Source organism: Wolbachia endosymbiont (group A) of Bibio marci (assembly GCF_947251645.1).
Lineage (GTDB): Bacteria > Pseudomonadota > Alphaproteobacteria > Rickettsiales > Anaplasmataceae > Wolbachia.
Map to the genome: position 1 here is coordinate 1,135,761 of NZ_OX366364.1, position 12,402 is coordinate 1,148,162.

Below are 12,402 nucleotides of genomic sequence, written 5' to 3' on the forward strand. Positions count from 1 at the left end.
CCGCCGCGGTATCTCATCCGCTAACAAGCAGCGGGATGACGAGCTTATCATCATGCCGCCACGAACCGTCATACCGCGATTCATTCGCGGTATCTCGGCATAGATCCCGCTAACAAGCAGCGGGATGACGAGATGCCACCGCGAACCGTCATACCGCGATTCATTCGCGGTATCTCTAGATCCCGCTAACAAGTAGCGGGATGACAGTTGTCGTTTAGCTATAAACATTAAGAAATTTACCAAACAAAAAAAAAGGCAAAAGAAACCCCGTTGGTGGTTGGCTATTTACTATGTACTAAAATATCGGCGTTTTTTTATTCTAAAACGCTTGATTAAGAGCGATTTAGTTACTTTTAACTTGCAACTAACCTACACCGCAAGTGTTTAAGAAATTTACTAAGCAGGAAAAAAGGCAAAGAAACCCCGTAGTAGCTAGCATTCAAATTCTCCCTTGTCAATTTGACGTTTTTTGCTGTCTTAAACGCTTTGTAAGCGCGTTTCGGCTTATATAGGTAAAAACCCAGAAATTTTTAAAGACATGCGATGCACGTAGTGCGAAAAATTAAACATGAGACGCCAAATACCCTAAGTTTTTTGTCATTAACCTGCACAGATTGCGAAGATAAATAAATAGCTTCAGTCTCATGATAAGGGGACTGGCGAAGGGTGTCAAGTAAGTTTTTTCGTCTCTATTCCCAATAAAAGTTCGTTATATGGTTATGCAAGAAGTCTAATGTTAGAAGGGTTAGTAATTCTTAACTACCACGAACATGTCCATTGCTGTGAGCAAAAGGTTCTACATTTTTCAAACAACTGCCTACTTTCAGTGAGTTGTTCAGATTATGCTCTATTTGTGTTTTTGTTTCGAACTTAAATCCTAACTTTTCACAAAATTTTTGGAAATATTCTTTAATAATGTCAAACAAACTCTTATCACCCTCTTGATAGTTTTTTAGCTCTTCAGGAGCAGTAAGTAACAATTTGCCGTCTTTATATGTTACACCATCTTTACCATCTTGAGACTCAAGTGTGAATTCTAATGAGCTGGATAGATCACATATTTTTTCTTCTGGATTGTCAAATGTGGTTATAGGTATTGCCATATCAGACTTAATTTTTATGTGATTGTGGTCAATGTAGTAGATATTTAGTGCTTTTTCAGGATCATGTGGAGTTAAGCTGTAACTGCTAAGCGCAGCGTGATACTCATTAAATATACCAGCTCCATATCCTGCTTGATTACAATTAGTGACTAGCTCTTCTAAAATGGGGTCACTTGGAACTTCTGCTCCAGCATATCCAAACATTTCCTTAAAAATTTCTTTTGCAATTGGGCGGTAATTTTTATCTCCCTTTCTTAGTAGTAGGTGATTATGCTCCTTTCCTATGTTGTAAAATCTTTCAAACTCTTTTCTATATGAATCAGTTTTCTGATGATCAGTAGTTTCAGGATTATTGAAGTGGTTCTCCCAAATTTTAGGTAATCTATTCTGATTAAGCTCTTTTAACACTGAATCAACAAAAACTCTACCCTGATCTGTATCTATTTCTCTTTCACCAACTAGAGAATCACTATAAATATCATTCTCACTAAGAAGCTTACTCTCATAGTCCTTCGCTCCTTCTTTCAGCGCAATAATAAGACTTTTATCTATTTTTTTTTCATTAATAACGAAATTCATCCTGTGGAAATCTAAGTACATTGTTTCGCCAGAGTTTGCTTCTTTATTATCCTCTGCAGCTCTTAATTTACTGAAGTCAAATTCTTTAGCTTGAGCGTTTAATGTAACGATTGGATTTTTCTTTGCTTCTGCCATAATCTTGCTCCCCATTAACATTCTGAAATTAATTGTATTACTGAATTATTAATAATCTAGTAATAGTGCCTGCTATGTAGCTAAAATAACTTGGGTTTACCGACGATTTGACAAACGATAAATTCGTCATCCCGCTGCTTGTTAGCGGTATCTAGAGATACCGCGGCGGTATGACGTGGGGAAACCTGACTTGCATTAGCCATGTATAATAAAGGGAATCTATGACGAAAGAATCATTGGTAAAAACTGATATAGTGAAAGTTGAAGACAAAAAAGCGGTAAGGAGCTTTTTTAAAATACTAGGTGGAGTGGCAGATGCTGTAAGATCATGGATTGGTAACATCGGTCCTGATTTAAGTAACAGTCGCGATATCGATAGTTTAGTCTTGAAGATGAACGAGTGCTTAAATCCAAAGGGAGGGGAGGTTTCAGCACGTAAGAATGCTGTATCTCTTGGTAATTTGTACTTAAGCTTATCAGAGAAAGGTAAAATAAAATTTCTGCAAACCCTGGCAGAAAAATTTAATCCGAATAAAGAGGAAATAGACGAGAAAATAAAAGAGTATCAAAAGAATCAAAATCCTGAATTAGGCTATAAGTTTGAGCAAGATTTGATAAAAATTCTTGAATCACCGCGTTCTAAAATATTGAAGCAATTTATTTCTTTACCAGAAGGCCTTAAGTTTATTGTTGATATGCGTTCTGATGTGCTTAAACTAAAGAACCAACATAGAAGCTTGAACCCACTAGAGAACGAATTAAAAAATATACTCTATACTTGGGTTGATGTTGATCTACTTGATCTTCGTCAAATCACTTGGGATTCACCTGCATCATTGCTAGAAAAACTTATAAAATATGAAGCTGTGCATAAAATTTCCTCTTGGGGCGACCTAAAAAACAGACTAAACTCTGATCGTCTCTGTTTTGCTTTTTTTCATTACAAGATACCGAACGAACCTCTAATTTTTGTAGAGGTTGCATTGGTGGATAAGATTGCAGATAGCATTCAACACCTTTTAGATGAGTCGGTACCTTCAAATGATCCAAGTAGTGCAAGCACTGCTATATTCTATTCAATATCAAATACTCAAGCAGGGTTATCTGGAATCAGCCTTGGTAATTTTTTGATCAAAAGGGTTGTAGAAAAGCTGTCACAAGAGTTTAAAAGTATAAAAACATACGCAACTCTTTCTCCAATACCTGGCTTTACGAAATGGCTAAAAAACAATCTAAACCAAGATGTCACTTTATTGGGCAAACTAAATATAAAACAATCTAGTGCAGAAATTTTAGAAAGTGCAGAGCAATTAAAAACTAACGTTGAATGTACAAATGAAACTAAACAATGCATGCTTAAACTATGTGCACATTACTTGCTCAAGGTTAAGAGCAATAATGGAAGTGCCTATGATCCAGTGGCGCATTTTCATTTAAGCAATGGTGCATCGATAAAACAATTAAACTGGATGGCGGATACTTCTGAAAAGGGTATTAGTCAGTCGGCTGGGATGATGGTAAATTATCTGTATGAGTTGCCTAAAATAGATAATAATCATGAAAACTATATGGTTAATAAAGTGATTTCCTGCTCGAAAAAAGTGTCGTCTATGTTGAAGGAGTAAATAGTCTCTTAATAAATAATTGCCCTCACAACACTTAAAATGTAAAATAGTTCTACTTAAATAAAATAGCCATAAATGAACAACATAAGAAATTTTGCAATAATAGCGCATATAGACCACGGTAAGTCAACGCTTGCTGACCGTTTAATAGAGAAATGTAACGGCCTTGAAGCAAGAGAAATGATCAATCAAATACTCGATTCAATGGATATAGAGCGTGAACGTGGCATTACAATTAAAGCACAGACGGTAAAACTCAATTATACGGCAAACGACGGTAATCAATATTGCCTAAATCTCATGGACACCCCAGGTCACGTTGATTTTTCTTATGAGGTAAGTCGAAGCTTAGCTGCATGTGAAGGTTCGCTTTTAGTGGTAGATAGTAGCCAGGGCGTTGAAGCACAAACCCTTGCAAATGTATATAAAGCTATTGACAACAACCATGAAATAATAGTTGTGCTCAATAAAGTTGATCTTCCTGCTGCAGATCCAGAAAGGGTAAAACTCCAGGTTGAGGAAATAATTGGTATTGACGCAAGTGAGTCAGTTTTAATATCGGCAAAAACTGGACTTGGGATAAAAGATGTACTGGAAGCAATAGTGGCAAAACTTCCAGCTCCTCAAGGTGATGTAAATGCTCCACTGCAAGCAATTTTAGTTGATAGTTGGTATGACACTTACTTAGGAGTAGTAATTTTAGTGCGAGTTAAAAATGGAGTGCTAAAAAAAGGCATGAGAATTGTTATGATGTCTAATAATGCTACATATCAAGTGGACAATATTGGTATTTTCACCCCTAAAAAAGTTATGACGAGTGAGCTTTCAGCGGGTGAAGTTGGTTTTATAACTGCTTCAATGAAGGAAGTAGCAGACTGCAAGGTAGGGGACACTATCACTGAGGAAAAGAGACCTTGTAGTGAAGCACTTCCTGGATTTAAAGAAGTGCATCCTGTGGTATTTTGTAGCATTTTCCCTCACAAAACGGATGATTTTAAATATTTAAGGGAAGCTCTAGAAAAGTTACATTTAAATGATGCAAGTTTTACCTTCGAAGCTGAAACTTCAAATGCGCTAGGCTATGGATTTCGTTGTGGTTTTTTGGGAATGTTGCATCTTGAAGTTATTCAAGAAAGGCTCGAGAGAGAATTTGATTTAGACCTAACAGCAACTGCGCCGAGTGTTATATATAGGGTTACAACACAAAGTGGTGAAGTTTTGAATATTCATAACCCAAGTGATATGCCAGATCCAACGAAAATTGAAATTGTGGAAGAACCATGGATTACTGCAACAATAATGGTCCCCGACCAATACTTGGGAGAGATTCTATCTCTATGTGAAGAAAGGAGGGGAGAACAGGAAGATTTATCTTACATTGGTAACACAACAACAGCATTATTAAGATATAAATTACCACTGTCTGAGGTTGTTTTTGACTTTTATGATCGATTAAAATCAATTTCCAAAGGGTACGCAAGTTTGGATTGGGAAATCTCTAGTTATCGGGAAAGTCAAATAGATAAATTAAGCTTTTTAATTAATGGAGAGCCCGTAGATGCATTAGCCTGTATTGTTCACAAAAGTAGAGCAGAAAAAAGGGGGCGTGAAATATGTGCACGCTTGAAGGATCTAATATCACGTCAGCAATATAAAATTGCGATTCAAGCGGCAGTGGGCGGAAAAATTATTGCCAGAGAAACGATTAACCCATACAGAAAAGATGTAACAGCTAAACTCTATGGTGGAGATGTAACGCGAAGAATGAAACTACTTGAAAAGCAAAAAAAGGGTAAAAAAAGGTTACATTCTATAGGGAACGTAAATATTCCACAGAATGCTTTTATTCAAGCCTTGAAGATAAGTGATTGATCTTAAAAGACTTCTTGTATAGTTTTTGGCAACAACCGTTAGAAACAAAAAACTTCCTTTACAAGCTTCGCCAGCCCCCTTATCATGAGACTGAAGCTATTTATTTATCTTCGCAATCTGTGCAGGTTAATGACAAAAAACTTAGGGTATTTGGCGTCTCATGTTTAATTTTTCGCACTACGTGCATCGCATGTCTTTAAAAATTTCTGGGTTTTTACCTATATAAGCCGAAACGCGCTTACAAAGCGTTTAAGACAGCAAAAAACGTCAAATTGACAAGGGATAATTTGAATGCTAGCTACTACGGGGTTTCTTTGCCTTTTTTCCTGCTTAGTAAATTTCTTAAACACTTGCGGTGTAGGTTAGTTGCAAGTTAAAAGCAGCTAAATCGCTCTTAATCAAGCGTTTTAGAATAAAAAAAACGCCGATATTTTAGTACATAGTAAATAGCCAACCACCAACGGGGCTTCTTTTGCCTTTTTTTTTGTTTGGTAAATTTCTTAAATATTTATGACTAAAAGAGCCCGTGAAGGGTGTCATTCCAGTGCTTGACACTGGAATCCAGCTTTTTCATAATCATCAAAACATTGTACTTTAACATAAAACGGCTACTTTTATGCTTACCAACTTAATAAAATTCCTGGATCCCAGTGGGCTTTGTTGCATCGCTACTTATGAAAGGCTAACTATAGTTAGGATTATAAGCAACCTATTGAAAATCTTGTTTTTTTGCAATCAATCTGATCAAATTTAAGAATAGTAATTTATTATTTATATTAATAAATTTAATTCTATTGAAAATAGCTAAAGCATTGAAATTCTTGAATTTTAGCCGGATTAGTGAGTGGTAGTGAAATTTCTTTTACTCAAATTTAGGTATTCACTGACCGTTCTTGTTATAAATACCAGAATAATAAGCTACTGATATTCTCTATCTTTTTTATCTTTAATCCATCATAGCTAGCGATGCAACAAAGCCATCCCAGTGTCTGGGCACTGGGATGACAAGAGAAGGTACTGGGATGACACCCTGACAACCGTCATCCCGCTACGTGTTAGCGGCTAAGAGATACCACGGCGGCATGACGTAGAGCTCGCATTAGCTATACTTTTATACTCACCAACTCAGCTGGATCCAAGTAGTCAAAGCACTGGAATGACAATGTGGAGTGTCTGCTTCTGTCATCCTATGATAGGATCCAGTCTAAAAAAAAAGACCTGGATTGTATCTTAAAAAGAGTCAAAAGACTATAATAAGCAAAGGAGTGATACTGTGTCTGGGTAAAAACCGTTGGAATCTTAGTACACTCCTGGCTTAAAGCAAAATGTAGTATGAACGGTAGGTGGATCTAAAAGATCGAATTACAATCCTGTATACAACATTTGCATTGATTATATTTATAGGTAAAAAAATGGCTAGAATAAATTTTATGGGAGTAGATGTTTCCAAGGGAACATTGAATTAACGGCAAGCATAAGCGCATAGCAAACATGAATGGTGCTATATCTGGGTTTATAGAAACAAATATAGTCGATTTACCCATCAAGTTATGTGTAAACCGGCGGCTATGAAAAGCTCATTGTAAAATTGTTGCAAGGTAACTGTCCATAAAGCTCACCCGAATCGGGTATATGCATTTGCCAAAGCTTGCAATCACTTCGCAAAAACTGACAAATTGGATGCTAAATTACTGGAGAAATACGCTGAATTTATCAGTAAAAACGGTGAAGTAAAAGGATGTACAAAAGCAAGAAGAATTAAAGGAGCTAGGAGCAGTTGAGCGTAATTTAAATCATGCAAATAAGTGTCGTCTGCAAAATGCAACGGGAAAAGCTAGAGAATATATAGAAAGACAAATAGAGTTTGCTGAAAAACAATTGAAGGAAATTAGGCAAGACATAGAAGACGTGATAGCTGAATTGAAAGGAAAAAATGAGCTTTTAATCAGCTATAAAGGTATTGGGTCAAAGACGGCGAGCGTTCTACTGACAGAGGTTTGGTAGATTAGAGAATAGAGAAATTGCATGCTTGGTTGGAGTTGCACCTAAAACTAGCGAAAGTGGAAGAAAAGTTGGCAAAGCTCAAATCAAAGGAGATGCAAGGAAAGCACTATACATGTCAGCTCTTGTTGCTATGCGCCACAACAGAAAAATGAAAGCAGCGTTTGGTTGATTCTGGCAAAGCTGCTAAGGTTGCATTAGTTGCTGTCATGAGAAAAATTATCGTTTGTTTAAATGCCATGATAAAAAATAACAATTTTTATCTTGACTCTTAAGACGGTAGATTCCAGTGCCCATTTTCTTGTCATCCAAGTAGCTCCTTTCTCGTCATTCAAGTAGCTGACACTGGTTTCCATCCAAGACGGCAGTGCCCAGACATTGGAATCCAGAAAAATTGATTGTGCACTATACAACATTTTCGATCAAAAGCTGGATTCCAGACTGGAATGACAGCAGTCCTACGTCATGCCACCGCGAACCGTCATCCCACCACGAACCGTCATACCGCCGCGGTATCTCTTAGCATAGATTCCGCTAACACGTAGCGGGATGACGAGGCTTATCGTCATGCCACCGCGAACCGTCATACCGCGATTCATTCGCGGTATCTCTTAGCATAGATCCCGCTAACAAGCAGCGGGATGACGGTTGTCGTTTAGCTATAAATGTTTAAGAAATTTACCAAACGAAAAAAAAGGCAAAGGAAGCCCTGGTCATTGTCTATTTTCAGTATTTGGCGTTTTTTAAGTCTTAAACACTGCAATTTAGCTGCTTTTAAGTGCAACTAACCTTAGCTAAAATGTTTAAGAAATTTACTAAGCAGAAAAAAAGGCAAAAGAAACCCCGTGGTAATTAGTGTTCACTCTCTAATCCTTCAAATTGGCGTACTATACTGTCTTAAACGACTTATAAGCGCGTTTCAGCTTATATAGGTAAAAACCTAGAAATGTTGTGAAGACATAAGGTGCACATAGTGCAAAAAATTAAAAATAAGACGCCAACTACGTTGTTTTTTTGCTGTTTAATCTGCACAGATGAAGATAACTGAATACCTTCAGTTTTATGATAAGGGGGCTGGCAAAGGGTGTTAAGTAAGTTTTTTCGTTTCTATTCCCAATAAAAGTTTGTTATATGGTTATGCAAGAAGTCTATTGACAGGTGATTAAATTATGATGTAGCCTATCGCCGTATATCCTGGGGTGGGTTGTTGTGAGGCTTTTTCACTTTTTATTCTTGTTAATGTGTTTTTCTCTGTATTACTATGCGGGTTTTATATTTTCGCCCTGCCCAAAAGCTACGGTTTGCTTTTCACCTGGAGAAGACTGTGCTATGCCGATAATCAGCGTAATAGATCAGTCTAAAAAATCTATCTTAGTTCAAGAATATACATTTACTCTTGGAACAATTGCAAAATCTTTGATCAATGCTAAAGAGCGTGGCGTTGATGTTAAAGTCATTTTAGATAAATCGCAACTCTACTCAAAATATAGTGTTATAAATGAATTATTTTCAGGTGGAGTACCAGTTTGGATCGATGATAAGCCAAAAATTGCTCATAATAAGATAATGATTGTTGATAATCAAAAAGTTATCACAGGGTCGTTTAACCTGAGTAAGACAGCTAAAAAAGGAAATGCTGAAAATTTATTAATTATTACAGATTATCCTGAATTGATTCAGCAGTATGTGAAAAACTGGGAGGCACGAATGTCACAGTCTTATAAATATGCTCCCAACTAATCAAGAGCACTTGCTTAAAATCAGTTCTAAAAACAGCAAGAGAGAGCTTTTTTGATTGATTGGCATGATGATTATGATATAATAAACCAAAAGTTTAAGGAATCAGGTAATGGATTATATAAACGATGCTGCCGGTAGCTATACTGCCATTCATGATTTTTTTCAAGACAATGGTGTTGGAGATTACAAAGTTCAATGCAGTTATGGTGGTGTACCGTATGCTACTGACGAATACGTACATTCTGGCGATAAATTTTGGAGTAATAATTTCATAGACTCACATTTTGGAAGGGAAATAAAAATGTATCCTCAAAGTGAACTTTTAGCTAAAGAATATGCTGGAAGTACGCTGCCAGTTTCAATATCACTAGATAAGGATTTAATAAAAATAAAGGAATGTCAGAAAAAAACGAAATTTGTGGAACTAGAAAGGGAGTCAGGCGATTTAGTGTATGATAAGCAAAAGCATGTAAAGTGTTACACAACAAAGCTATCATATGATGATGTGCATATTTACAATAACGATAAAGTTTCAACATTTAGCATAAAATACGACGTGCCAAATGATCCGAAATACAGTTTAAATATAACATTTACAAAGGTTAATGATAATAAACCAGGATTTTGGCAAAAATTTAAAAACATGTTTTAACCTGACCGTTCACTGGTTTTTACTCAATCAACCAACTACATTCTGTAATATTTGGGACGTCAAAAATTGACTTTATTTTTCTTGAGCTTTTTTTAATTTAAAATAAATACAGAAGCTTGTATCTTGAAATTTGCTGCAAGTGCAATTGCTTTCTAGCTATCTTTTATGGTATCTGTTCAGCTAAGCGGTGTGAGAGATAATATAGCTAAACTGACTTAGATTTACCGATAATTTGAAAAACAAAAATTCGTCATTCCGCTACTTGTTAGCGGAATCTATGCTGAGATACCGCGGCGGTATGACGTAGGAAAACCTTTCTTGGGTTAGCTATATCAGTTAATATTAAATTTTATAATTAAAAAATATGCTATTTTTTAAAACTTTCATTCTCCTTGACTCTGTCAACTTCACAAAACAACTCTTGGACCAAATGTATCTGGCATAACACCTTTTGGTAACTTGCTACTTCTTTTTTTTCCGCATCTCCAACAACGGCCATTGATATTCCACCACATAAGGCTTAATTTTTGGTAGATCAACTTTTTTATGAATAATACTATGCTTCTCCTTAAATTGACCATTTCCCCTAAACGCTATTAGCTTCCTTAAAACTTACATTAATGCCTATTTTGCCTAAACTGAAGCGTTTTTTCCAATTTTTTCTAGCATCAACTCAGCAGCTTTTTGTTCAGCAATCTTCTTACTAGAAGCGCATGCAGAAACTTTACCATAATCTTCTATGCAAACTGATATAGTAAATTCAGGATTGTGTGCTGGTCCAGTTTGTTTTACAAGCTCATATTCTGGTAAAGGCAATTTGCTTTTCTGAGTCCACTCTTGCAGTGAGGTTTTAGGATCTTGAGGGGGGTCAAGCATACTTTTAGCTAGCTTTTCCCAATATTGGATAATAAATTTTTCAACATTTTCAAGCCCGCCATCAATATAAATTGCACCTATTAGTGCTTCAAGCGAGTTTTCTAAATTTTTTAGGTTACATCTTCCTCCATTGCAGCGTTCACTATTATTCATGATGATAAAACTGCCTAATTTTATCTCTTTAGCAACATTAGCAATGGTGTTGCCACAAACTAAATCCGTTTTTCTTTTTGCCAATGCTCCTTCTTTTTCTTCAGGAAATAGTTTATACAATATAGCAGACACAACCATATTCAAAACACTATCGCCTAAAAACTCTAGTCTTTCGTAGCTTACGATCTGGTTTTTGCTATTCCTTTTATTTACGCTTGGGTGAGTTAGTGCCTCTTCTAATATTGCATAATTTATAAATTTATAATCAATGATTTTAGATATTGCATCATTCAAATTTTTCATACCCATTGTTTAAAAGAAAAGCACTTCCTACCACACCTTTATATCAGAGAATTAGTTTAGTTTTACTAAAATAATATCAACAATTTTCAAAATTAATGTATACAACCCACCACCTCACTAATGTTACTAAATCCATCCCTTCTTACTAATTCTGCAAGTTCCAGATTGATTTTATCCACAACTTGAGGCCCTTGGTATATGAGAGCAGTGTACAGTTGCACTAAAGAGGCTCCTGCCTTTATTTTTTTATATGCATCAGCACCACTTGAGATTCCTCCGCACCCTATCAATAATATTTTGCCCTTAGTAAATTTGTACATATCGCCCAATAACTCGGTTGAAAGTTTGAACAGTGGTTTGCCACTCAATCCGCCACTTTCGTTGTGGTGGGAATGCAGATTATCTCTACTTACCGTAGTGTTGCTTACTGTTAATCCGTCAATCTTATATTCCAACGCAAGCTCAGCGATATTTTCTTTCGTTTGCTGATCTATATCTGGTGAGATTTTTAATATTATTGCGGAATTATCAATTGATTTCCGGGTTAGAGTTATGGATTTCAACAATTCCGATAATTCTTGCTTATTGTGCAGATTGCGTAAATTAGGCGTATTTGGGGATGAGATGTTCAGCACTATATAATTGCTTTTTCCATATACCATCTTTATTAAATTAACATAATCACGGATTTGGTCTTTCGATGCACTATTTTTTCCTATATTTATACCAAAAATGCAGTCATCAAGCTTGGTTTCATCTATTTGTTTAAGAAAATAGTCTATTCCTTTATTGTTAAATCCCAATCTGTTAATTACCCCTTGATCTTTAATTAACCGAAAAATTCTTGGTTTTTTGTTTCCATATTGTGGATTACGAGTTACAGTACCAGTTTCAATAAACCCAAAACCAAATGAAAGCATAGGCCTTATAACTTCTGCATTCTTGTCAAAACCTGCAGCCAAGCCTACGGGGCTTCTGAGCTTACTACCAAAAAAATTCACACTCAAAGATTCTGGTAGCTCTATAGGATTCTTATAAGGTATTTTCTTTAATGCCATGATTGCCAAAGAGTGAGCAACTTCAGGCGGCAGTAAAAACAATAAATTACGTAATATCATTTTGTAAAACACTTTGCTTATTTTTAGTTTATTTTTTACCATGAAACGCTATAAGAGTATAACCATAACTTAAAAAGAATTGATTTTACTTATGAATAATTTTCTCTATAGGTTACACACTTAAAGCTACTGTTGAATTGAGCAACTTTTACAAGATATAGAAAATGAAAGAGGCCGGGACCGGAATTGAACCGGTATAAAAGGATTTGCAGTCCTCCGCATAAGCCATTCTGCCACCCAGCCGT

The 12,402-nt window shown here is 35.9% G+C and carries 10 protein-coding genes, 1 tRNA gene and 2 pseudogenes; 6 read left to right on the forward strand and 7 right to left on the reverse strand.

What is annotated here, in order from left to right; translation table 11 throughout:
* Window positions 1-755 precede the first annotated feature (755 nt).
* Entirely contained in the window at window positions 756-1,817 is a 1,062-nt protein-coding gene (locus OPR48_RS06045) for a hypothetical protein (RefSeq protein WP_265025851.1), read from the reverse strand.
* 221 nt (window positions 1,818-2,038) lie between these two features.
* Between OPR48_RS06045 and OPR48_RS06050 the strand changes: the two genes are divergently transcribed.
* The 3 genes from OPR48_RS06050 to OPR48_RS06060 all read left to right on the forward strand — a co-directional run bounded on the left by OPR48_RS06050 (window position 2,039) and on the right by OPR48_RS06060 (window position 6,068).
* Window positions 2,039-3,442, forward strand: coding sequence for a malonyl-CoA decarboxylase (locus OPR48_RS06050; protein WP_265025852.1), 1,404 nt, complete (start codon window positions 2,039-2,041; stop codon window positions 3,440-3,442).
* 75 nt (window positions 3,443-3,517) lie between these two features.
* Window positions 3,518-5,314: a translation elongation factor 4 gene (gene lepA, locus OPR48_RS06055; RefSeq protein ID WP_265025853.1), complete on the forward strand. Its 1,797-nt coding sequence runs from the start codon at window positions 3,518-3,520 to the stop codon at window positions 5,312-5,314.
* A gap of 616 nt (window positions 5,315-5,930) precedes the next feature.
* On the forward strand, window positions 5,931-6,068 hold the full coding sequence (locus OPR48_RS06060) for a hypothetical protein (RefSeq protein WP_265025854.1): 138 nt from the start codon (window positions 5,931-5,933) through the stop codon (window positions 6,066-6,068).
* Between the two features lie 142 nt (window positions 6,069-6,210).
* On the opposite strand, the gene OPR48_RS06065 is transcribed toward OPR48_RS06060, so the two are convergent.
* Entirely contained in the window at window positions 6,211-6,351 is a 141-nt protein-coding gene (locus tag OPR48_RS06065; RefSeq protein ID WP_265025855.1) for a hypothetical protein, read from the reverse strand.
* Window positions 6,352-6,726: 375 nt separating this feature from the next.
* Between OPR48_RS06065 and OPR48_RS07535 the strand changes: the two are divergent.
* Window positions 6,727-7,590: pseudogene (locus tag OPR48_RS07535) on the forward strand (transposase).
* Here OPR48_RS07535 and OPR48_RS06080 read toward each other — a convergent pair.
* On the reverse strand, window positions 7,546-7,731 hold the full coding sequence (locus OPR48_RS06080; protein WP_265025858.1) for a hypothetical protein: 186 nt from the start codon (window positions 7,729-7,731) through the stop codon (window positions 7,546-7,548). The pseudogene OPR48_RS07535 and the gene OPR48_RS06080 overlap by 45 nt on opposite strands.
* Window positions 7,732-8,524: 793 nt before the next feature.
* Between OPR48_RS06080 and OPR48_RS06085 the strand changes: the two genes are divergently transcribed.
* Together OPR48_RS06085 and OPR48_RS06090 are read left to right on the forward strand one after the other, a co-directional pair.
* Window positions 8,525-9,055, forward strand: coding sequence for a phospholipase D family nuclease (locus OPR48_RS06085; RefSeq protein WP_265025859.1), 531 nt, complete (start codon window positions 8,525-8,527; stop codon window positions 9,053-9,055).
* Between the two features lie 109 nt (window positions 9,056-9,164).
* Window positions 9,165-9,707: a hypothetical protein gene (locus tag OPR48_RS06090; RefSeq protein ID WP_265025860.1), complete on the forward strand. Its 543-nt coding sequence runs from the start codon at window positions 9,165-9,167 to the stop codon at window positions 9,705-9,707.
* 416 nt (window positions 9,708-10,123) lie between these two features.
* On the opposite strand, the pseudogene OPR48_RS06095 reads toward OPR48_RS06090, so the two are convergent.
* The 4 genes and pseudogenes from OPR48_RS06095 to OPR48_RS06110 form a co-directional block, all read right to left on the reverse strand.
* Window positions 10,124-10,259 (reverse strand): annotated as a pseudogene (locus OPR48_RS06095) (IS66 family transposase); the annotation flags it as partial.
* 81 nt (window positions 10,260-10,340) lie between these two features.
* Entirely contained in the window at window positions 10,341-11,039 is a 699-nt protein-coding gene (rnc, locus tag OPR48_RS06100; RefSeq protein ID WP_265025861.1) for a ribonuclease III, read from the reverse strand.
* Window positions 11,040-11,131: 92 nt separating this feature from the next.
* A complete protein-coding gene (locus OPR48_RS06105; RefSeq protein ID WP_265025862.1) occupies window positions 11,132-12,199 on the reverse strand; it encodes a quinone-dependent dihydroorotate dehydrogenase in 1,068 nt (355 codons plus the stop codon).
* Between the two features lie 129 nt (window positions 12,200-12,328).
* Window positions 12,329-12,400: transfer RNA gene (locus OPR48_RS06110), tRNA-Cys, on the reverse strand.
* Window positions 12,401-12,402 lie beyond the last annotated feature (2 nt).

Bases quoted from the DNA above. Each gene is read 5' to 3' on its own strand.
- OPR48_RS06045 (WP_265025851.1), bottom strand. From the start codon at position 1,817: ATGGCAGAAGCAAAGAAAAATCCAATCGTTACATTAAACGCTCAAGCT.
- OPR48_RS06050 (WP_265025852.1), top strand. From the start codon at position 2,039: ATGACGAAAGAATCATTGGTAAAAACTGATATAGTGAAAGTTGAAGAC.
- lepA (WP_265025853.1), top strand. From the start codon at position 3,518: ATGAACAACATAAGAAATTTTGCAATAATAGCGCATATAGACCACGGT.
- OPR48_RS06060 (WP_265025854.1), top strand. From the start codon at position 5,931: ATGCTTACCAACTTAATAAAATTCCTGGATCCCAGTGGGCTTTGTTGC.
- OPR48_RS06080 (WP_265025858.1), bottom strand. From the start codon at position 7,731: ATGTTGTATAGTGCACAATCAATTTTTCTGGATTCCAATGTCTGGGCA.
- OPR48_RS06090 (WP_265025860.1), top strand. From the start codon at position 9,165: ATGGATTATATAAACGATGCTGCCGGTAGCTATACTGCCATTCATGAT.
- rnc (WP_265025861.1), bottom strand. From the start codon at position 11,039: ATGAAAAATTTGAATGATGCAATATCTAAAATCATTGATTATAAATTT.
- OPR48_RS06105 (WP_265025862.1), bottom strand. From the start codon at position 12,199: ATGGTAAAAAATAAACTAAAAATAAGCAAAGTGTTTTACAAAATGATA.